Below are 22,874 nucleotides of genomic sequence, written 5' to 3' on the forward strand. Positions count from 1 at the left end.
GCTTCATGGTCGTGACCGACAACGAGGTGCCCGTTACTGAGTGACACGGCTCAATCGCCATTGACGGGTCGCGAGTCGAATGCGTTTGGCGAGGTTCGCGTCACGCTCTTTGGCGAGTTCGCTGAACTGAATTACTTCGCCGGGCAAGGCACGTCCGCTCGGCGACGATCGGCGTTCGCCAACAATGTGGACTTGGTTGAGTGCTTTCCAGCTATACGTGAACTGCAGGTTCTTGTCGTTGACGGCCGCACGCACCGATTCGGCTTCGGCGTGAGCGGGCGAGGCATCGATGGCGACACCTTTCGTCCATTGATCGGCGGAGGCGGTCGCGACGTGTTCGCCGTCGACGGAGAGTGCGTAAGTTCCCGGTGGCAGGTTTTCAACGGCGAGCGTGTCTCGTAGGAACTCCAGTTGCGGTGGCAGCGGATTGTCGACGGGTGGTGGCAGGTGCGGCGGTGTCGTTTCCGTGACACGAAACTGGAGCCCTGTTTCGTCGGACACGATGTCGGCGAGCTCGACGCCGATGGCGGTGCCTGTTTTTGCGTTCGCATCCATTCGCATTTGCCACGGTGGCGTTTCGTCGTGTTCGGGAAACAGCTGATTAAAGAACGTGCGGCTGATCGCCCAGTATCCGTATTGGTTCAGGTGGATGCCGTTGGTGGTCAGGTTGGGGCCTTGTTGTTCGTCCATTAGGTACCGCGATGGTTCGAACAAATCAATGAACGCGATGTCCGCTGACTCAGCGACTTCACGCATCGCCCGCGTGTACGACTGCAAGTCGCGATTGCGTCCGTCGAGATCGGGTGTCAGGTGGCCGAGATCCTCGCAGGCGATCGGAGAAACGAGAACCAACCGCACTTCCGTTTTTTCGTTGTATTTCTTGCCGCGATGTGACTCGATCCACGCTTCGAGATCAGCCTTGAACTTCTCGATGCCACGTTCACCGGCGAATGATTCGCCCATCCCGAAGCACGCGACGATCACATCGGTTTGATGATCGCGTAGCGTGGTCTCCTCGGTCGGAAAGTTTGTCGGCCTGTCTCTCGCGGTCAACATGTCACCGCCCCAACCCAGGTTACGGATCGAGATCGGTGTGTCGGACGTCTTTTGCAACAAAAGCGTTTCCAAGTATCCGTGAATACGCAGTTGATCAGCGAACGTATTGCCCACGATGGCAACATGGTCACCGGGACGAATTGGCGGATCGGCGGACGCGGCCCCGTTTCCGATCAGGCAACCGAAAACCGCGAGAATCGGGATGATGAATTTCATGCGTTGAATCTTCCGGTCAATGACTGGGTGCGGTTTTGCATTGTGTGGAGTATGCGACGATGACGAACGAGGGCGGATTACTTGTCCACTCGTTTGACTTGCCATGTCGAGATGGACGCATCGGCCGCGGGGAGTGGTTGGTCGGTGGACCAGCAGCACGCGTTGAGCAGCATTCGGACGACGGACTCTTCCGCGAAGTCACCGGGATGCCCAAATGAGGTGTAGAACGATTTGCCATCCCACTCGTTTTCCCATGCCCATGCAACGATGTCGGTTTCGTCTTTCTTGACTTCGATGGTTCCGAACGCCTTTTTGAGCACGCGTGCGCGGCCTTGGCCTCGACCGCGAACCAATGGGATGCAACCGTCTTCGAGGCGTGTGAGGTACAGCGTTCCGGGAGAAACCCATTTGGACTGAGTGACGTTGGTCATGATGGGATGCGTTTCGGCGCCCTCGATCACACTTACGTCCGTCGTACCGGACTGGTGAACAATGTAAGGCGTGCCGAAAACTCGCCGTCCGAAGTCATCGTTCCATGCAAATCGCGGATGCCCTTTCGGATACTTGAAACTGTGGTTTGCGGTCCGCAGTCCGATGACTGGTTTCCCTGAACGGAAATAGTCCTCGATCGGTTGCCACTCGTTGTCGGGCAGTTTGAGGAACCGCATGAAAAAGATCGCTAGTTCGGCATCGGCGAGAGATTCGATGCCGGGCAGAACGTTTTCGGTTTTCTTTTCCGGGTCGCCACTGCCTTGAACGATTGTGACACGAAAGCCGAATCGCTCGAGCTCTTTCGCGAACAACGGCATCGTCAATTCTGGCGAGTAGTGCAGTGTGCCGAGGACGATCACGGCATGAGGCTTGTCGGCGTCAGAATGCTGGGCCGGGACGCTCTCGGATTCGTTCGCGTGGGAACACACGCTCGACATGAGAAACGCGACACCAAGAGCGAAGACGGCAAACACGCGGAGGGGAACGCGCATGGTTGGATTCCTTGTAGAGGGATGAAATACCATCTCGACAAACGACTATTGAGCCTCGTCCTGACCGAGATAGCCGAGAGAGGCTAAGAAATGGTCGGTGGCCTTCATCGCCCGCTCATAATGCGACAGGTCTTTGGTCTTAGGTCGGAAGCTCTTGCTGTTAAAGAATCCGTGTCCCTGTTTTGCGAAGGATACGAGTTCGCAGCGGTTTCCCGATTCATTCATCAGTCGAGTGAACCGGGTGGCGTTCTCGTAAGGTACCGTTGTGTCGTCGGTGCCGTGCAGAATCAACGTCGGAGGGATTCCTGCGCCGACGTGATGGCAGGGTGAGATGTCGGTTTGGCGTTCTTCGCCAACGCTCTTGAGCCCATACCCGTCGGCGGTCGTGTCGATGACCGGGTTATAGAGCACCATCGCGTTAGGAACGGAGCTGATCGTAAGGTCTTCGCCTTTTTCGTCGTAGCCTTCGATGACGCCGGTGCACGCGGCAACGTGACCTCCCGCCGATCCACCCGAGGCAACGATTTTGTTCGGATCGATTCCCAATTCCTCGGCGTGTTGTCGAACCCAGCGGATTGCGGATTTGCCGTCCGCGACACATTCGAACGGCGTTGTTTTGTTTCGGCTGCGGACGCGGTAATTCGCCGAGAACGCCATCATGCCCAGGTCGGCGAAGTGACGTGCCTGTTCGTGGAACTGCGACGTCGAACCGCCGTTCCAACCGCCACCGAAGAAAAATACGATCGCGGGCACACGGTCGGTGGACTCGTGTTCGGACGGACGGAACACGTCCAATTTCAACTCCACCTCGCCGACGGTTTTGTACGTGACCTGTTCGTCAGGTTCAATCGCGAGGCATGGGGTGAGGGGAATGAGACTTCCCATCGCCAGCATCGCACCGATCGTGATCGTGCGAACCGGTGGAGACAGGGCAGGTGATGTTGTGACGGTGAGATTCATGGCAGGAGCGATGCAAAGATTGGTTAACGAGTGGTGTCAGAATGCGAAGCCGGCAGCGTCTCCGTATTCGTTACTGAGCGTTCACCAGTTCCTCAAATTGTTCGGGAGTCATCCATGCAAGATCATCCCAATATCCTGAATCGTTTTTCTGTGTCGGTCCCGGTGTTGTTCGCCCGGATGTGATGATTTGGTTGATGCGTTTGGTCAGACGCTCGACTTCTTCGGGATGTGTCGAGACAACGTCTTTGGATTCCGACGGATCGGATCCGAGGTGATACAGTTCCGTGGTGTGTTTGGTGCTCGCGAGGATCAACTTCCAATCGCCCTCGGTGATCGAATAGCGGTAGTTGGAGCCGCCGTTGCCGTGGTTGATCAGCGGCAGGCGCGAGTAGTCATGGTTTGGATCGGTTAACACGGACGCGAAACTCTGGCTGTCTTCGCCAGCGTCTGCGGGCAAGTTGCCGCCCGTGATTTCGGCCAACGTCGCGATCACGTCGACTTGCCCGACGAGGTTGTCCCACGTCCTTCCGGGCTGTTTGATTCCCGCGGGCCAGCGCACCATGAACGGCACACGATGCCCGCCTTCGTAAACCGAGCGTTTGCCCTCTCGAAAACCGCCTCGGCTGTCGTGGCCGAATTGCTCGATACGTCCCGTCCACGATTTCTCGGGTCCGTTGTCGCTGGTAAAAACAATCAATGTGTTTTCATCGAGTTCGTTGTCTGCGAGGAATTGAAGAATTTGACCGACGTGATGGTCGGTTTCGATCACGAATTCGCCGTACGCGCCCGCGTCGCCTTTGCCATGGAATTCAGGCAGCGGGCAAACCGGATAGTGAGGCGAAGTGAACGGCAAGTAAAGAAAGAATGGCTGGCCCGCTTTCGCCGATTCGACTTTCGTGCTCATCCACTCGATGGCTTTATCGGTGAAACGCGTCAAGCATTCGTTGTCGATAAAATCGGGAGCGACTTCGAGACCACGCACGCGTGACTTCTTCCCGTCGGTCGGTTCCGGCATGGGGTTGTAGGGCGGCATGATGCGATAATCGACGTGGCGAGGATTCTTCTTCTTGCTCGTCAACATCGTGGGTGGCACTTTTGCGTAACGCCCTTCGAACCACGCCAATACGCCGTAGTTCAATGACGCGGGGACGCCGAAGTAGTAGTCGAACCCTTTGTCGAGCGGCATGTTCACGGTCGGTTGCGACCAATCGCGATTCCCTGCGACGCCCGGGAAATCCATTCCCAAGTGCCATTTACCGACCATGGCGGTATCGTAGCCTTGTTCCTTCAGCATCGACGGGATCGTGACACGTCCGTCCGCGATTAGGCATTCCGCCTCCGCGCCCAATACATTGCGTTTCATTTTCGTACGCCATGGGTAGCGTCCCGTGAGGAGTCCGTATCGCGAGGGCGTGCAAACGGAGTCGGCACTGTGTGCGTTGGTAAACGCGATGCCTTCGTTCGCCAATCGATCCAAGTTCGGTGTTTCGAATTTGGCATCGGGGTTCAACGCACTGACGTCGCCATAGCCCTGGTCATCGGTGTAGATGACAATCACATTGGGTTTGACCGTGTTCTGCGATGCGGCGTCGGCGGCTTGGAGACTGGTGTTCGATCGCAGCGGAGTCGTGCACGTGAATACGACGAGGACAAGGAAAAGCTTGACAGGGTGCAGTAAACTCACGTGACTCATCGACAGGCGGGAGGGCATGGGCATCTTACCGAGCGTGCGGAGGTTAGGCGTAGGCGGGGACGTTTACTGTGATCGGCCGATCTTGCCGACTCAACAACCAATTGCGACGCTGTGATGTGAATATGCGACATCAGACTCTCGCGCAGACGAGTCGGCGTGGCAGACGGCACATCAGAGCGTGTCCAAAGACGACGTTTACGTTGACGGAAATTGGAATCGCGAGGCGTCATTCCCCAAGGTCTTCGCGGCGTCGGCTACGTCGAATTAGAAACGCATCCAGATACGGTGCGTCGGCGAAACCGTTTTATCACAACCGGCGTGCCGCGATTTGCGACGAACCGAATTTTTGAGTGTTCGGTGCTCCGCACGCTCGATTAACGCTGCCCGCGGCATCGGGGAATGCGGATTTGGTCGTCTGACATGCGGGGATGTGCGCGACTGCATTCTCACGTTGACGCTACGCGCATGGTGGATTGCTTCGAGGAGAATAGCGATCCAAACGTTTGCAGCCTCGGAACCGACGTGTCTGCGTTAGATAAGGATAAGAGGCATCGTGTCGCTGGTTCAATTGCTGTGGTGAATCTTGATTACGAGTTTCTTGAACAGCTCGGTTTGCTTGTCATCCAAATTCGACCGGGTGACCTTACCGAGTGCCTCATTCGCTTTGTCCGTTTGCCGAAGCCCCAATAACCATATCTGTGCGAGTTGCAGTTGGCGTTGATCGGGGGCGTTGGGATGCGCCTGCAGCCATTTCTGCAACGCAACGACACTCGCGGGCCATTGCTTGTTGCGCGATGCTTCTCGGAACAGTAGCGAGTACTGTTCTGAGGGGATTGTTCTGAGCACGTCAGTCGAACTTTGTGCATGCAGTTGCTCAGCGGCAGCCATCACGTTGCGTCGTTGGATCGATGCGAGAATCGGTTTGGCTAGACTCGCGTTTCGGATTTCGTCGACCTGTTTGGCATCGCGAGATGCGGTCGTCTGAGTATTCGTGTGCTCGAGGTGAGTAGGCGATGGAGATCGACTGGTGGTACTCGGCGGCGCGGATTTTGAATCAGTTGCTTTGCGTTTTCGTTTGGCATCTGCATTTTGCTTGGCACGTTCGAGCGGAGATAGCTTGGGAGCTCTCGATTTCGTGGAAGACGATGACAACGATTCCTTGGCGATCGATTTGCTAAATAGATGACTGAACAGATCTTCGTTGTCGCATTGCGGAATGCCCATTCTCAAGAATGCAATGCCGACGACCGCGCCGCTGACGAGACCCAAGAGATGCAGTGCTGCGCTGCTGATCCCGAGACCACCGACGTGCCACTGATAGAACTCGAGTAACACGTAAAAAGCCCCAACGAGTAGCACGGGGGCATCGAATGATCCGAAACGCCACCAAACGTGAAAGTCACTAACCGGAGCAAAGAGAATGCAAACCGCTAACAATCCGAAGATAACCGCCGAAGCACCGAGCGACCTTCGGACCTCGGTGTTGAGACTCGCCTGCAACATGGTTTGTAAGAACTCACGCTCGTCTGCGGGCATCTCCGCAAAATCGGGATCGTCTGCGAGCGAGTCAATGAACTGCGACGCGTCGACGGTGCTGCTCGCACCCAACATGATCGTTTGTTCCAACGCGTTCTGACCGATTGCGATGACCAGATACAAGATGAGAAACTTCCACCATCCGAGTTTGCCTTCGACCAGCAATCCGAATGGCCATAGGAACAACATGTTTCCTAGAAGGTGACCGAAATTGGCGTGCATGAAGCCACTGGTCACCCATTGCACCGGGTGATAACCGCTGCCGTACCAAAGACAGTAGTCGGATACCGTGTTGGGATCCGTCGACGCGGTGACACCGAACACGAGCACGTTAAAAACGATCAAAATCACCGTCATCACCGGAGGATGATACAGCGTACTCGTGCAGTTATAAATAAACATCTGTGCCCCGGTTCGATGCCTCAACAAAACCCTCGTCCGGGTGGCGATCATAGTCACGTGATCACTGTCGGGCAACATCGATCGGCGAACGAACGACGAGCAAAATTTCGCTTGAATAAACGCTCAAACCGCGACGTCGCGATTGTGTTTGCCGTCATGAAATAAGAAAGGCACAGGCACCAAATTAATGATGCCTGTGCCTGTTTCGCGTGGTCACGTGGGCTGCAAGAGTAAGGCAGCAATTCGGGTGACGGCGTTCGTTCCGTTTTTTACTGTGTTCCGAGAGCGTTGAGTACTAGGAGTAGTCGTCCATCGGCGGGCAACTGCAGACGAGGTTGCGGTCGCCGTAGGTGTTGTCGATACGGCCCACCGTCGGCCAGAATTTTGCATCACGCAACCACGCCTTCGGCCAAGCGGCCTGCTCACGTGTGTAGGGATGAGACCAATTGTCGCTGCCGATCGCTCCGACGGTATGCGGTGCGTTCTTGAGCGGGTTGTCTTTCGCGTCGAGCGTGCCGTCTTGGATGCTTTGGATTTCCGCCCGGATCGAGATCATTGCGTCGCAGAAACGATCCAACTCATCTTTGCTTTCGCTCTCGGTCGGCTCGATCATCAACGTACCGGGGACGGGCCAGGACATCGTCGGGCCGTGGAATCCATAGTCCATCAATCGTTTGGCGACATCTTCAATTTGCACGCCTGCAGACTTTTCAAAGCCCCGACAATCAACGATGAATTCGTGAGCGACATAACCGTTGGTGTCAGTGTATAGAATGTCGTAGTGATCGCTGAGTCGTTTGGCCATGTAGTTCGCGTTGAGGATGGCAACCTGCGTCGCTTTCTTCAGTCCTGAGGCACCCATCATCGCGATATAGACGTAGCTGATCGCCAGGATACTGGCACTGCCGTATGGGGCCGCGGAAACCGGTCCGATTGAAAACTCGCCTGCCGTGTCAGGACGCTGCACCGGGTGTTCGGGCAAGAATGGCGCGAGTTGAGGTGCGACACCGATCGGGCCCATGCCCGGCCCACCGCCACCATGCGGGATGCAGAACGTCTTGTGCAGGTTCAGGTGGCACACATCGGCGCCGCATTTGCCGGGGCTCGTCAGGCCGACCTGCGCGTTCATGTTCGCACCGTCCATGTAGACTTGGCCGCCGTGCTCATGGATCAAATCGCAAACGGATCGAATCGTCGTTTCGAAAACGCCGTGTGTCGACGGGTAGGTGATCATCAAGCACGACAGCTTTTCGCTGTGTTGTTCCGCTTTCGCTTTCAAGTCGTCGATGTCGATGTCGCCGCGCGAATTGCATTTGACCGGCACGACTTGCATGCCCGCCATCACGGCCGATGCCGGGTTGGTTCCGTGTGCCGAAGTTGGGATGAGGCATACGGTACGGTCGTTCGTTTTACCGGCCTTCGCGGCTTCGTGTTCATGGTAGGCGCGAATCACCAACAAGCCCGCGTACTCGCCTTGAGCTCCCGCGTTGGGTTGCAGGCTGACTGCGGCGAACCCCGTGACGCTGCACAACCAGGCTTCGAGTTCGCGGAACATGTACGTATAACCGCGCCACTGGATGTCCGGTGCAAACGGATGGATGTCGGAGAATTCTGGCCACGTGACGGGGATCATCTCACTGGTCCCGTTCAGTTTCATTGTACAGGACCCGAGTGGAATCATCGTGTGAGCGAGCGAGAGGTCACGGCTCATTAGTTTGAAAATGTATCGCAACAATTTCGTTTCGCTGCGGTACTCATGAAACACCGAGTGGGTCAAGAATTCACTCTCGCGAGCAAACCCGGTCAAATCACAGAGCCCATCGGCTTGAGCTTCCGACAACAGTTCGTCGATGTCGAAGCCGGTGTAGTGTCCGAAGTTAAACGCCGCGAGGAGGTCCGCCACGAGTCCACGGTCGGTGGTCTCATCGAGCGTCACGCCGAGCGAGCCGTCGTCGTACTCACGCAAGTTAATTTGTCGCTCGCGGGCAGCGTCGGCGACTTGTCGAGCCGCATGGGTTCGTCCTTTGCCCAACTGAATCCGGATCGTGTCAAAGACCGGACCGTCGTGAGTCGCTTTGTGACCAAGGCGTTCGAGTCCCTTGGCGAGAGCGGCGGTGAATCCTTGGACGCGGCGGGCGATGTTGATCAGTCCATCGGCGCCGTGATAGACCGCGTAAAACGAATTGATGATCGCGAGCAGCGCCTGCGCGGTGCAGATGTTGCTGGTCGCTTTGTCGCGGCGAATGTGTTGCTCGCGAGTTTGCATCGCCATCCTCAGTGCCGGGTTACCGTGACTGTCTTTGGAAACGCCGATGATGCGTCCGGGCAGTTTGCGAGCGTGAACGTCGTGCGTTGAGATGAACGCGGCGTGGGGGCCGCCGAGGCCCATGGGAACGCCGAATCGTTGCGCACTGCCCACACAAATGTCCGCGCCCCATTCACCTGGAGGTGTGATCAGTGTCAATGACAACAGGTCCGCCGCCGCCACGGTCAAGCACTGGTTTGCTTTCGCGGTCGATGCTAACTCGCGATAGTGATTGATTCGTCCATCGGTCGTCGGGTATTGAACGAGGACGCCGCACAGGCCGCCTTTGCCGTAGTTGAAATCGATTTCGCTGATCGGACCGATTTTTAAATCCACGCCCAAACCGGCAGCGCGAGTTTGCAGGAGAGCGAGCGTTTGAGGATGGCAGTCGTCCGATGCCCAGAACCCGGTCTTTTGGTGTTTGGCGATCGAGATGCACATTCCCATCGCTTCGGCCGCCGCGGTCGCTTCGTCCAAAAGGCTTGCTCCGGCAAGAGGCAGTCCCGTCAGGTCAGCGATCATCGTTTGGAAATTCAGCAACGCTTCGAGGCGTCCCTGAGCGATCTCGGCTTGGTATGGCGTGTACTGTGTGTACCAGCCTGGATTTTCCAACACGTTGCGAAGGATTACCGGTGGCGTCACGGTGCCGGTGTAACCCATTCCGATGCAGGAGCGATAAACTTTGTTTTTGCCCGCAATCGTTCTCAGCCCTTGCAATGTTTCTCGCTCGCCACGCGGCTCGGGGATGTCGAGCGGCTGGTCGAGACGGATGTCCGCCGGCACGGTCGCGTCGGATAAGGCGTCTAGCGAATCGAAACCGATGGTCGAGAGCATCTCCGAGAGTTCGGTCGGCGACGGTCCAATATGGCGGCGGGAAAATCCGTCGACGAAATCGATGGCGTTGGTGGCTGCCGAGGAGGTTTCGGTCGAACGCGTGGCGGGGGACGTCGTGCTAATGGTCATACTTTGCTCGGGGCAAAAATGGGTATTCCGGGAACGGTAGCTGCGGCGGAGCATTTGCCGATTTCGATGCTGAACACGCCGAAACCACAATCTAATTGTGTTTGGCGACCTCCGAAATCCCTCGTGTAGATTACCAACGTCGCATTGGACGCCATTACTGCGGTGCGTCCGGTGCTGCCAATCGGTACCGACCGGGTTGGTTTAGCCGCCGCAGGCGAATTGGCATGCGAATGCTTGTCTTTGCGATACTGTACGGCGGCGCGATTTCGGCCGAACAAATCGATTAACCGGTTTGGTATGGAAATCGCAACAGTGGCGGATCGGGAAGCTGTCCGATCTGGCCTCGCACTGGGCCGCTGCTTGCCTCACTCAAAAATCACACCCAAACGAATCAGGGAATTGAAAGTTATGAAATTTCGTCCGCTCGGAAAATCGGATATCGACGCCTCCGTAGTTGCCTTCGGAGCGTGGGCCATTGGCGGTTGGACGTGGGGAGGGACGGACGAACAGCAATCTACCAAAGCCATTCACGCATTCCTCGACGCGGGAGGAAACCTGATCGACACCGCGCCGATCTATGGCTTCGGTCGCAGCGAAGAGATCGTCGGCAAAGCGATTGCGGACCGCCGCGACAAAGTTGTTTTAGCGACGAAGTGTTCCATGCGATGGGACCTTAACGACGAGCAAAAACGACGGGCCCGAAAGAAGTTCTCGACCAGCGAAGAGATGTTCGATCAGCCCGGTAACCGATCCGACGATAGCTTCGACGTTTTCATCTACGCGGGTGCCGATGGTATCCGTGAAGAGGTCGAACAAAGCCTCAAGCGTTTGAAGACCGACGTGATCGATTTGTATCAGACGCACTGGCAAAGTGATGACGTCGCGATCGAGGAAAAGATGTCGACGCTCGAGGAACTCAAACGGGAAGGAAAGATTCGGGCCATCGGAGTCTCGAACGCTTCGGTCGAGCAGATCGAGGAGTATCAAAAGTTTGGGCAAGTCGACACTGATCAAGAGAAGTATTCGATGTTGGATCGCGCGATGGAACCGTCCAACTTATCGAAGTGCGAGAGCGATCAAATCGGTTTCTTGGCATACAGTCCGCTCAGCCAAGGTTTGCTGACGGGAAAGATTGATCCGGATCGTGAGTATCCCGAAGGCGATCAACGCAAGTTCAAGGAACGCTTTCAGGCGGAAAACGTTCGCAAGGTGCAAGCGATGCTCAAGCCGATGGAGCCTATCGCTGATAAACACGGGATCAGTTTGGCACAGCTAACAATCGCATGGACGCTCGCACAACCGGGGTGCTCACATGTGCTCGCCGGTGCGCGGAATCCCAAGCAGGCGACTGACAACGCGGGGGCCGGTTCGGTCGAGCTGTCCGCTGATGAATTGACGACGATCACGAAGGCCGTTCACGGTTACGACGGCGTCTAACATCCGGAGTGAATGGTCGAGTCGCTCGTCGTTTATGGTAGGTAGGGCCAGTACGTGAGCTTGTCGTTTTGATGAGCGACGAAACGAGCATCGCCGTCTTGCGATACCACCACCGCGATTGCTTGGTTGAGTCCATTGACCAGTCGATACGCGGATCGGTGTCGTGTGCCGGCGGAATCTGCTCGTTCGACGACCGATTGAAACGCTTCGATATCCATCGCGCGGTGGATCTCTTGGACCGGCGTATCGCCGAGGATCTCGCCGCCGAATCCGATCATGCGAAAACTGTGATCGAGCACCAACGCGCCGTCGACGCTCATCATGTCGGCGAGCAGATGGCCAAACTCGATCAAGTAATCATCGAAACGTCTGAGCTCGGCGTCGCGAATCTGTTGGTAGTCGTTCCACGTCAATTCTTGCAGATTCAGCGGGCGGCCGACATCGAGTGCCCGAGAGACCAAACGCAGGATCAAATTGCGATAAACCATCGTCAATTCGTTCGGTTGGAACTTCACGCGAAATCGCAGCCAATCCTCCGTCGTGCCGTCCTCATGTGAGCCGTCGGGCAGGAAAACCAGCATGCCACCGCGACGGCGATTCCGCATCAATCGAAGGACCCGTCGGACGACTCCCTGCGCAACGTCTTGAACGAACGACTCACAAACGCGAGTGGCGAGTGGATCGGTTTGGGATTCATGCAGGCTGGCTAGCAACGACTCGCGAACGTTCACGAATCGATCGGCAATCCATGCCGACCGGAACGGGTCGAAGCCGTCGGTGAGCAGTTGACCTTGCATCGTCTCCAGGACGCGGGAATATCCGGACGCGGCAACCAAATGACCAGGCCGAACCGCCTGGACGACCAAGTTTTCGGGCAGTTGTACGCCTTCGTAACGGTTGCCCTCCACTCGGTTGACCCATTCGGTACCGGTAACCGCCATTCCCCAGATCACCAACCGTCCTCCGGCATCGTGATCAACCGCCAGAAGTGACCGATAGAAATCAGCGGCACCGGCTAATTTGCGAAGGTTGTGAGCGGATAGAGCGGTCGGCTCGGCGAAGGCAAGAACGTGCGGCCGCGTTTGATCAGTCAGGCACGTCTGCAGATGCGCTGGCGTAGCATAGATAATCCGACATCGAACCGGATCATCCTCCTCCCGCAGCAAGCTCGCTTGATAGCAAACGTCCAGAATTGTTGTCAGAGACGCTTGGTCGGGAAGATATTCGGTGGCAACGCCCTTTTTTTTCCACTGATTCGCAAGGACTCTCGCCATCTCAGCGGGGTAGGAAGACTGGGTGGAAAACTGATAGGGAGGGATGTTGGTCAAGGCGACAATTCCAGCACGGTCACAGAGTTGTCCGTCGAGACAACGTTTTCCATCGAGGCGTTTGGATGAATTATGACAACTTAGGAAGCCGGCAAGAGTGAAGCCAGATCAGTCGAAACCTGAAATAGATCGGGGATTCGGCTTTTGAAATCGTATTTCCCGGAAAATGCCCCGTCTGCGTGAGTGAAACGTCGGAGAATGATGCGACCGGATTTGGGTGTCAGCAGTAGTAGATGGCCGATCCGTTCAGGAGATGCGATTTGCCATCCGGCAGCAAACCCGATTGCGGCGCCGATGTGCCATCGAAAAGCGTCGATGAGCTCTTCTGGATTAGCAAGCAGGAGCATGAAGAAAATAGGAACAGTGACCATCTCATGGAATGGCGGGTAAGGGTTTCCAACACGATCGGCGATGTGAACAACACCCCAGCAGACCGACGCGGTGAAGGCCAGTCGTATACACGTAACGACACGTTTCGAGGGGAGGTTCAGATGCACCAGAGGGATTCTTCCGCACGAACGTTAGCTTTGTCAGCGGTTGGCTGTCGTGTCGTCTCAGTATACCGCGCAGTCATCGACGCGAAGTGCCACTTCATTGGGGCAGCATTACGGGCGGAGCATTTGCGCAGGCAGCCCGTTGTTACTCACGCTCAACCACCTGCCTCGATACAAGCCATCTATCGCGATACCTTGGACCGCGTTCTGGTGGAGGCAGATTCGTTGCAGACGCTGTCGGGGGGGCTTGTGCCCGAGTGCGGGGAGATACGATGAGCGGAGCGGCGCAATCGTTTGCTACGCCGCGAGCTAGTGTGTGAACAGCATGCTCGTGAACCGCTAGGTCATTGTGAGGACGATGGTGTCTGCGGCGAGTTCGATTGTGGCCACGTCGTGGGCAGCGGGGAGGAGGACGGAGGTTCCTGGAGTGAGTGGCAATCGCTCAGATTCGGTGACCAGGGTCGCTTCGCCTTGCGGGATTGTAATGATGTGGAAGCGATTATCGCCTCCGACGGTCCCGGTTCCGTTGCTGATCGCTCGCAAGCGGAATTTGTCGCACTCGACGAGAGTTTGCCATCCCTCGGTTTCGGGATCGGCGCGAAGCGGTGCGACGGGGCCCCGTTCGAAATCCGTCACTTCGATGCTTTGTTCGATATGCAGTTCGCGGCCGTTCCCATTTGCGTCGACGCGATTCCAGTCATAGAGACGAAATGTCGTGTCGCTCGATTGTTGAATTTCGGCAACGAGCAGTCCTGCGCCGATCGCGTGGACCGTCCCTGCGGGGATGAAAACGCAATCACCCGGTTGGGCTTCGAATTGATGAAGGACTTCTTCGGCGCGTCCCTCTTCGACGGCAGATCGGAGTTCTTCAGCATCGACGCCGCTTTTTAGTCCAGCGTAAATGACCGATCCGGGTTTGGCGTCGACGATGTACCACGCTTCCGTCTTGCCGAGATCGGGGACAGGCATGGTTGCTCCGTACTCGTCCGTCGGGTGAACCTGCACGCTCAGAACGCGATTGCAGTCGAGGTATTTCAGCAGCAGCGGGAAATGGTCTTGAGCTGCCTCGCCCATCAACCACTCATTGTGATCGGTGAGCAACTCTTTCAGCGTTTTGCCCTCGAGGTGACCGGACGTGACGACGCTCTGGTCGATCCCGTGATCGACGACTTCCCAACTCTCGGCGTAATCTGATTCCTCGCCGATTGGTTTGCGGAGTCGTTCACCGAGCAGGCGACCGCCCCAAATGGTTTGTTTGAGAACGGGTTTGAACTGCAGAGGGTAGGCTTTCATAACAACCATATTGCGTCATTGATGGGCTGGCGCCGGCCAGCGGGGGATCGTGTTAGGCAGGAAGCAATTGGGCAGCGGTCTGGCAAACAGGATTGGTGGCCGTCGCTACTGCGCGACGCTCGTGACTCGATTCGCAGTCGTACTGTTGTTGGTATTCTGCGATATCAATGAACCTACGAGGTCTCGTCGCAACATCCTCTCGCGTGAAGTGAAATTTGTCAAAGCACCTGAGCCTGGAACCGTGTCGCGAGAGCCTTTGCGGCCGCGTTAGCGCTAGGATTGAAGGCATAAGCCGCAGGGTTTATGCGGCGGGGTTGACCGGCTGTGGTGCGGTCAAAGCATTCGTTGGTCGGCGGCACCGGCCGGAAGTTTTGGCTAGCGAGGTGATTGAGTGCGCCGAAGGCGTTTCAGACAGTAGCCGGCAGTCGAGCGAAGCGAACACTGCCGGATCCATGGAACAGACGGTCAATCGACCCCGAAGGTGGTCGCACCGGCGCCACGCTGGTTTCTGCAACCCTGTTCGGGGTCGACGCGATTTCGTTTTTAGGTGTCCGTAGGTGCGCTGCGCGACCTACGGCTACTTTCTAGAACGCCTTCGGCGTGAACGGGCTCGTGAGGACTCAATCGCTCGTGGCGAGTTTGAGCTCGTGACAACAAGCCCTGACGCCGTTTGGGCGCTGGATTCACCAGTGACTCTGGCAGCGTCCTTATCGAAAACGTGTTAGCGTGCGTTGAGCTGTTGTGCTCGCGCCATCGCGTCTTCGGCTTTGCGGATGTACTCCTGGTCTTGGGTGCCGGCCCAGGCTTTTTGGTACGTGACGCTCATCGCGGTGAAGTTGAAGGCGTCCTCGGGTTCGAGTTCGCAGACTCGTTCGCCGTGCTTGACGGCTTTTTCGTGGTCACCGGTTTTGGTGTAGACGCGTGCGAGTGCGAGGTGCGCGAGCACGAACGTGTCGTCTTCGCCGAGGATCTTTTCGAGTGCCGCGGCGGCTTCGTCGAACTTTTCGTCGTCGATCAGTTTTTCAACGTCGTTGTATTGAGCGTGAATGTCAGACATGGAAGAAAGTTTTGCGGGAGTATAGGAAGGGGCGATCAGGGCCGAAACGAGAATTGCGTTGGAAAGGTCAACGCAACACCCTCCCCGGGCGAATGCTCGGGGAGGGTGCGATGTGAATTCATCGAACGCCTCTTAGGAGGCGATCAGAGAAACTACTTTTGGCTCAGAGCAGCTTGGGCAGCGGCGAGGCGAGCGATTGGCACGCGGAACGGGCTGCACGAAACGTAGTCGAGGCCGACCTTGTTGCAGAAACCGACCGAAGCAGGATCACCACCGTGTTCGCCACAGATACCGATCTTGAGTTTGGTCTTCTTGCTGCGTCCCTTGGTGACACCCATTTCGACGAGTTGGCCGACACCGCTTTGGTCGAGCGATTGGAACGGGTCGACAGGAACGATCTTGTGCTCGATGTAATCGGGCAGGAACCCACCGACGTCGTCACGGCTGTAGCCGAACGTCATTTGGGTCAAGTCATTCGTGCCGAAGCTGAAGAAGTCGGCGTACTCGGCAACTTCGTCTGCGGTCAAGCAAGCACGTGGGATTTCGATCATCGTGCCGATGAGGATGTTCAGTTTGCCTTCGAACTTCTTCGCGGCAACTGTTTTCTCGATCGTTGCTTCGACCTTCTCACGCAGGATCTGGAGCTCAGCGGAGGTGCCGACGAGCGGGATCATGATTTCAGGTTGTGCGTCGATCTTCTTCTTGGCACACGAGATCGCTGCTTCGACGATCGCTTGAACTTGCATCTCGAGAATTTCGGGATACGTGATGCTCAAACGGCAACCGCGGTGACCGAGCATCGGGTTGGATTCGTGAAGAGCGGAGCTGCGTTTCTTGATCTCGGCAGGTTTGACATCGAGTTCTTCAGCCATTTGCTTTTGAGCGGCTGCTTCGTGAGGCAGGAACTCGTGCAATGGTGGATCGAGCAAACGAACGGTTACGGGGCAACCGGCCATTGCTTTGAAGATACCTTCGAAGTCTTTGCGTTGGAAAGGAAGCAATTTCTTCAGTGCCGCACGACGATCTGCTTCGGTGTCTGCGAGGATCATCGAACGCATGTGGATGATGCGATCGGCTTCGAAGAACATGTGCTCGGTACGGCAAAGGCCGATGCCTTCGGCGCCGAAGTCACGTGCTCGCTTGCTGTCGGCAGGCGAATCCGCGTTGGTGCGAATCTTCAGGGTGCGATACTTATCGGCCCACTGCATCAGTTTGGCAAAGTCGCCCGAGAGCTTCGGTTCTTGGGTTTCGACTTCGCCCGCCATGACTTCGCCCGTGGTTCCATCGAGGCTGATGGTGTCCTTGGCGGTGAAGGTGCGAGTTTTGCCTTCCGCATCGGTGACGGTGATCTTCTTGGCTTTTTCATTGATGTGAACGTCGCCAGCACCCGCGACGCAGCACTTGCCCCAACCACGAGCAACCACAGCGGCGTGGCTCGTCGCACCACCGGTGCTGGTCAGAATTCCGCACGCCGCGGACATGCCTTCGACGTCCTCAGGGCTGGTTTCGCGGCGAACCAAGATGACTTCTTCGCCGGCTTCGTGACGCTCGCGAGCTTCGGTTGCGGTGAAAGCGAGTTTACCAACGGCTGCACCTGGGGACGCGTTGAGTCCGCGGCACAAGACGTCAGCAGCGTTGCGTGCGGTCGGTTTGAACGATGGCAACAGGCAGTGCGTCAGGTCCGAGGCGGGGACGCGAAGGACGGCTTCCTTCTCGGTGATCAGGCCTTCTTTGACCATGTCGCAGGCGATCTTGACGGCGGCGATTCCGTTGCGTTTCCCGGTACGGGTTTGCAACATGAACAGCTTGCCCTTCTCGATGGTGAACTCGATGTCCTGCATTTCTTTGTAATGCGTTTCGAGCGTCTTCTTGATTTCCATCAATTCCTTGTGAGCCGCTTTGTCCCATTTGCCCATTTCTGAAACGGGTTGTGGGGTGCGGATCCCGGCGACGACGTCTTCGCCTTGGGCGTTGATGAGGAACTCACCGTAGAACTTGTTTTGTCCGGTGTTCGGGTCGCGGGTGAAACCGACGCCCGTTCCCGAGTCATCGCCCATGTTGCCATAAACCATGGCTTGGACGTTAACAGCGGTACCGATCAGGTTGGCGATTTCCGAGTTACCCTTGGCTGCTTCGATGCGGCGGTAAGAGATCGCTCGGTCAGCGTTCCACGAACCGAAGACGGCTTCGATTGCGAGTTGGAGTTGCTTGATCGGGTCTTGTGGGAAGTCTTCGCCGGCGTCTTTCTTGTAGACGGCTTTGTAGGCTTCGCAAAGTTCGCGAAGGCCTTCGGCAGGCACGTCGGTGTCTTCGGTGACCTTGTATTTCTTTTTGATCTTATCGAAGGCTTCTTCGAAGCTGTGGTGAGGAAGCCCCATCACGACGTCGCCGTACATGTTGATCAAACGGCGGTAGGCGTCGAAAGCGAACCGCTCGTTCTTGGTCGCTTTGGCGAGACCTTCGACGGCCACGTCGTTAAGACCGAGGTTGAGAATCGTGTTCATCATCCCTGGCATCGAGACGGCCGCACCGCTGCGGACGCTGACCAGGAGTGGGTTGTCGTTGTCACCGAATTTCTTGCCGAGTTCATTTTCGAGCGTTTCGACTGCTTCGTGAACTTCGTCCATCAAACCTTTGGGAAGTTGCTTGCCGCTCTTGTAGTAGTCGCCGCAGACTTCGGTGGTGATGGTGAATCCGGGAGGCACAGGCAGCCCGATCGAGGTCATTTCGGCGAGGTTGAGGCCTTTACCGCCCAGGAGGGCTTTCGGGTGACCCTTGCCTTCGGTTTTCTTTTTACCGAAGTAATAAACCATTTTGGCTGCTTGAGATTTCTTTGCCATCGTCGCTAGATGTCCCTGTGGGGGTTCTTGATTTGGGATCCGAGTCGGCCCAAACCGCAAGTCGACGGCGATCGCGCCGTCAGGAGGCGCTCACTCGCGCCGGGTTCAGTACCGGGAATTAGCCGGAAAGCGTATTTGCCTTGCTAGATTAGGTCAATCGTACCGGGGTCATTCCGCGTCAAAATGACCGCTATTTTCGCAGGCGTGACGGATTATGTCGCGCCGCACGATCTCGTTTGCGAGCAACCGGTGCCCATTGCTCGATGGCCGTTCGGCGCAGTGGCGGCACGCGCGTGCTCAATTTCAGCAGTTGAACCCGATCAACTGATCGCCGTTTGGAATCGAATTGTCGCCGTGAAATTGATGGTCCCGGTGAGATCGTGGGAGACCGACGGCGGTTGGATTTGTTCTCGGCGAAAGCGACCTTGATGCCATGTTGCGGCGGCGATACCCTGATGGCTCGAGTTACATGGATGTTTCACGCGAGTCATGGGCCTGGGAGGCCGAGCGATGCGCAAATCTCGAGATTTCTTGCGTTCCCGCATGCGTCTTTTCTCTAGAGACGATTCTAACTGCTGCGGTGAGGCTCCTTCTGCCCGCCCATCCGGCGCCGGGACGCTGGGAAAAGACGTCGGTACGACCGACGGTCAATCCTCTGTCCATGCCGCGGTCGCGAAGGATTCGGGCTTAGATTCAGCGGTCGATCTGGGCATTTCGGACTCCGATTCTCGCAACGTTTGGGGCTCGTTCGATTCCGGATCGGGGTCAGAAGTGTTCGGCACCGGACCGGCGAATTCCTCAAACGCCACGAACGGCAGCGGCACCGATTCGGGAATATGGCGACGTGGAGCTCCCGTTACCGGATTGCTCCAGCGGCACTCGATCCGGACAAAATTATTTTTCGGCGTGGTCACGCTCGCCTGCACGATCGTTTTGTTGACCATCGTCGGTTTGGTCGGTTTTTACCGATACCGGACTCTCGCGGACGCGATCAGCACGCGGGCGACGGAATTGTCTTTGGCGACCGAACTGAGCCGGTGTGCGACGGCCGCTCGCGACAGTAACACACGGATCTGCCTGATGAAGTCGCGGGAGGGGATGATCGATTCGTCCGTCCTCGCCGAGTCGGGATTGAAATTTGAGCGGACCAATTTCGATCAAGCAATGTTGGAACTGTCCGTCGCCTTCAATCGTTATGCGGTCGCGGTCGGTGTTGACTGCACGATGTGCGAATGTATCGGCGAAGTTCCCGACGGCGCGATCGACACGGCGAGTTTATCGGCGACTGTGATCGACACGCGTGAGCAGCGAGATTCGGTTCTCGATATCGGAAAAACGCTTCATCGATCCGATCGGATGCGTCAGGACCCGCGTGCGGTTGCGGTGTACGCGCAGAGCGGTTGCAACGAATTATCCAGGCATCTCGATCTGCTCGTTACGCAGACGCAAGAACACCTCGGTCTGATCCACGACCAGATGGCCAGTTTCAGTGATCACGTCAAGCTGCAGCACCGGGCGGGGATCGCGGGTGCATGGATCGCGTTGGCACTCGCCGCGTTGATCACGGCCGCGATGGTTTGGTATTTCCAAATGATGGTGATTGGCCCCTTTAGTAATCTCGTGATGGGAGCCCGGTTGGTCGCTCGTGGTCAGTACCGCCACCGGATCGAGATGGGGAGTGAGGACGAAATCGGCGAACTCGGCGAAATCCTAAATCAAATGACGGATCGCTTCCGGCGCAGCATGTTGCACATTCAGAAGATCTGCAAAGAGAAAGACGAAGAAGTCAAAGTGCGGTCCCGCGAAGTGATAAGGAACGAACAGTTGGCGGGTGTCGGATTCCTCGCCGCAGGTTTCGCTCATGAGATCAACAATCCGATGGCCGCGATTGCTTGGAGTGCTGAGGCGCTGGAGTCGCGCGTGAACGATTTGTTGATGTATCCCGCTGACGAACGTTTGCTCGATGGCGAGTTGATGGAGACGATGCAAGAGAACCTGCAGCGGATCCAGGGCGAAGCCTATCGATGCAAATCGATTACCGAGCGGATGCTGAGTTTCAGTCGCGTCGGGCACGTCGATCGAGACAGTATTGATGTCGCCCCGTTGGTCAGCGACGTTGTCGAAATGATCGGCACGCTCGGAAAGTATAAGTGCAAGAAGATCACCGTCGATGCCGCCGATGGCGTGATCGCTCACGCGAACTCGCAAGAAATTCGCCAAGTCATTTTGAACTTGGTGACCAATGCGATGGAAAGCGTTGACAGTGACGGGCACGTGGACATCGTTTTGCGAAATGACGGGATGTACGCGAGCATCCTGGTTCGTGATTCTGGATGTGGGATGACCGCTGACGTGATGCAGCACTTGTTCGAACCGTTCTACACGCGTCGCCGCGACGGAACCGGAACCGGGTTGGGGCTGAGTATCTCCTACCGAATCGTTTCGCAGCACGGTGGGCAACTGATCCCGCGCAGTGACGGCGAAGGTTGCGGGTCGGAGTTCGAGCTTCGCCTGCCGATTCGCGATGCCGCCAAGGGCACAACCGAGGCGAAAGGGCGAGTTCAGCCGGAGCGAGAATGGCAAGAAGCGTCTCCGCAAGCCGCGTAGATTCAGACTTAGATTGTATCGCAGAACAACTGTGTGATTTTCACCAACGAACCGAGTAGCAGACCCATGACTGACAAACGAAAAACATCGGCCAAGGACGCCGCCAAGGCGAAAGCGGCAGCATCGAGTATGCATATTTTGTTTGCCGACGATGAGAAACCGCTGCAAGAGTTAATGCGAAAAGAATTGCCGCGGATGGGCTATCGCGTGACGGTTTGCCCCGACGGCATTACCGCTGTTGAGGCGATCAAGCGTGAGCGGATTGATTGCCTGTTAGTCGATTTGAACATGCCGGGATTCAGCGGCATTGAAGTGATCGCGCAGGCGCGTGAGATTCGGCCCGAGATCGAAGCGATCATCATGACCGCGAATCCGTCGACCGAGACCGCGATCGACGCGATCAAATACGGCACGTTCGACTACCTGACCAAGCCCACTCGGCTCGCGGACATTGCGACGTTGTTGGGGAGAGTGAGCGAGCGACGCGAAGGCAAACGTTTGTTGGCGGCGCTAATGCATCGCCTTAAGCGGGCTGAAGGTCACAGCGACCTGATCGGCGGGCATGAGTCGATGGAGGCCGTGCGGAAACTGATCGGCCGCGTTGCCCCCACCGAATCGACCGTATTGGTACGTGGGGAAACGGGGTGCGGTAAAGAGCTCGTTGCCCGTGCGATCCATGATCAAAGTTTGCGTGCGGACAAACCGTTCGTTGCGGTCAACTGTGGCGCCTTGCCGGAGAATCTGATCGAGAGCGAACTGTTCGGGCATACGAAGGGCGCTTTCACCGGTGCCGACGTGACCCGCGTTGGGTTGTTTGAAGTCGCCAGTGGCGGCACGTTGTTCCTTGACGAGATCGGTGAGTTGCCGTTGGCGGTGCAAGCGAAGCTGTTGCGGGTATTGGAGACGGGGGACATTCGTCGCCTCGGTGACAACGAAAGTTTGCATGTGGATGTGCGGATCGTTTGTGCAACGCACCGTGATCTCGAAACGATGGTCAGCGAGCAAACGTTCCGTGAAGATTTGATGTTCCGGATCAACACATTCGAGTTGCGTGTTCCACCGCTGCGTGAACGGATCGACGATCTCGTGCCTTTGGCGAATCATTTGCTGCGTCGTCATCGCAGCGATGGCGTGGACGACCGGTTGTTCACCGAAGACGCGATTGCTGAATTGAAGAGTCATCAATGGCCGGGCAACGTTCGTGAACTCGCCAATGTAATCGAGCATGCGTCGGTGTTGTGTGACGCGTTGCCTGTCGGAGTCGAGCATCTGCCATCGCATTTCTCGCGTAGAAAACTCCGTGATGATTTGATTGGTAACGCACCGATGTCGCTAAAAGAGCTCGAGCAGATCGCGATTGATCGTTCGATGAAGCGCCATGACGGTAACAAGAAGGCGGTCGCCGAAGAACTCGGCGTTAGCTTGAAGACGCTGTACAACCGGCTGAGCCTGACGTCAGAAAGCGAAGCGGCCTAACGAATCGATCTCCCTGCCGTATCCACCGTCGCATGGCGTGGGTCTCTCCTTTGTAGCCACCGTCGCTAGGCGGTGGACCGAGCTCTGCAGAACGAGGTCGTCGCTGCCGCAGTCCAGGCTCGCACAGGTTTGCCACGCATCACTGCCAGTCGCGACTGTGTCGCGTTCAGCGATGCCTCTGGAACTGCAGCGGCTCATCAGCACGTGCGATCTATCTTCATGAGACGG

Annotated in this window: 14 protein-coding genes; 3 read left to right on the forward strand and 11 right to left on the reverse strand. The window is 56.7% G+C overall.

Annotated elements, in window-relative coordinates:
- Positions 1-33: 33 nt before the first annotated feature.
- From FHS27_RS15200 to gcvP, 6 genes are all read right to left on the reverse strand, one after another.
- Positions 34-1,272, reverse strand: coding sequence for an SGNH/GDSL hydrolase family protein (locus tag FHS27_RS15200; protein WP_184305757.1), 1,239 nt, complete (start codon positions 1,270-1,272; stop codon positions 34-36).
- A gap of 77 nt (positions 1,273-1,349) precedes the next feature.
- On the reverse strand, positions 1,350-2,255 hold the full coding sequence (locus tag FHS27_RS15205; RefSeq protein ID WP_246419835.1) for a ThuA domain-containing protein: 906 nt from the start codon (positions 2,253-2,255) through the stop codon (positions 1,350-1,352).
- 45 nt (positions 2,256-2,300) lie between these two features.
- Entirely contained in the window at positions 2,301-3,215 is a 915-nt protein-coding gene (locus FHS27_RS15210; RefSeq protein WP_184305758.1) for an alpha/beta hydrolase, read from the reverse strand.
- A gap of 70 nt (positions 3,216-3,285) precedes the next feature.
- Positions 3,286-4,908, reverse strand: a complete 1,623-nt coding sequence (locus FHS27_RS15215; RefSeq protein WP_390853608.1) for a sulfatase family protein — start codon at positions 4,906-4,908, stop codon at positions 3,286-3,288.
- Positions 4,909-5,472: 564 nt separating this feature from the next.
- A complete protein-coding gene (locus FHS27_RS15220) occupies positions 5,473-6,846 on the reverse strand; it encodes a rhomboid family intramembrane serine protease (protein WP_184305759.1) in 1,374 nt (457 codons plus the stop codon).
- A gap of 295 nt (positions 6,847-7,141) precedes the next feature.
- Positions 7,142-10,114, reverse strand: coding sequence for an aminomethyl-transferring glycine dehydrogenase (gene gcvP, locus FHS27_RS15225; RefSeq protein ID WP_184305760.1), 2,973 nt, complete (start codon positions 10,112-10,114; stop codon positions 7,142-7,144).
- A 408-nt stretch (positions 10,115-10,522) separates the two neighbouring features.
- Here gcvP and FHS27_RS15230 point away from each other — a divergent pair, with 408 nt between their 5' ends.
- The gene (locus tag FHS27_RS15230; protein WP_184305761.1) at positions 10,523-11,551 is read left to right on the forward strand and encodes an aldo/keto reductase; all 1,029 of its coding nucleotides are present in this window, start codon (positions 10,523-10,525) and stop codon (positions 11,549-11,551) included.
- A gap of 32 nt (positions 11,552-11,583) precedes the next feature.
- On the opposite strand, the gene FHS27_RS15235 is transcribed toward FHS27_RS15230, so the two are convergent.
- The 5 genes from FHS27_RS15235 to ppdK form a co-directional block, all read right to left on the reverse strand.
- The gene (locus FHS27_RS15235) at positions 11,584-12,879 is read right to left on the reverse strand and encodes a putative sensor domain DACNV-containing protein (protein ID WP_246419837.1); all 1,296 of its coding nucleotides are present in this window, start codon (positions 12,877-12,879) and stop codon (positions 11,584-11,586) included.
- A gap of 80 nt (positions 12,880-12,959) precedes the next feature.
- Entirely contained in the window at positions 12,960-13,376 is a 417-nt protein-coding gene (locus FHS27_RS15240) for a hypothetical protein (RefSeq protein ID WP_184305762.1), read from the reverse strand.
- 336 nt (positions 13,377-13,712) lie between these two features.
- Positions 13,713-14,666 (reverse strand): type I phosphomannose isomerase catalytic subunit, encoded by a 954-nt coding sequence (locus tag FHS27_RS15245; RefSeq protein WP_184305763.1) that lies wholly within the window; start codon positions 14,664-14,666, stop codon positions 13,713-13,715.
- Positions 14,667-15,387: 721 nt separating this feature from the next.
- Entirely contained in the window at positions 15,388-15,723 is a 336-nt protein-coding gene (locus FHS27_RS15250) for a tetratricopeptide repeat protein (RefSeq protein ID WP_184305764.1), read from the reverse strand.
- 152 nt (positions 15,724-15,875) lie between these two features.
- Positions 15,876-18,563 (reverse strand): pyruvate, phosphate dikinase, encoded by a 2,688-nt coding sequence (gene ppdK / locus FHS27_RS15255; RefSeq protein ID WP_184305765.1) that lies wholly within the window; start codon positions 18,561-18,563, stop codon positions 15,876-15,878.
- A gap of 510 nt (positions 18,564-19,073) precedes the next feature.
- On the opposite strand from ppdK, the gene FHS27_RS15260 reads away from it, so the two are divergent.
- Together FHS27_RS15260 and FHS27_RS15265 are read left to right on the forward strand one after the other, a co-directional pair.
- Positions 19,074-21,170: a sensor histidine kinase gene (locus tag FHS27_RS15260; protein ID WP_184305766.1), complete on the forward strand. Its 2,097-nt coding sequence runs from the start codon at positions 19,074-19,076 to the stop codon at positions 21,168-21,170.
- 129 nt (positions 21,171-21,299) lie between these two features.
- Positions 21,300-22,646: a sigma-54-dependent transcriptional regulator gene (locus tag FHS27_RS15265; RefSeq protein ID WP_184305819.1), complete on the forward strand. Its 1,347-nt coding sequence runs from the start codon at positions 21,300-21,302 to the stop codon at positions 22,644-22,646.
- The last annotated feature ends 228 nt before the right edge of the window (positions 22,647-22,874 follow it).

The sequence above is a fragment of the Aporhodopirellula rubra genome (assembly GCF_014192335.1).
In the GTDB taxonomy this organism is placed as follows: domain Bacteria; phylum Planctomycetota; class Planctomycetia; order Pirellulales; family Pirellulaceae; genus Rhodopirellula; species Rhodopirellula rubra.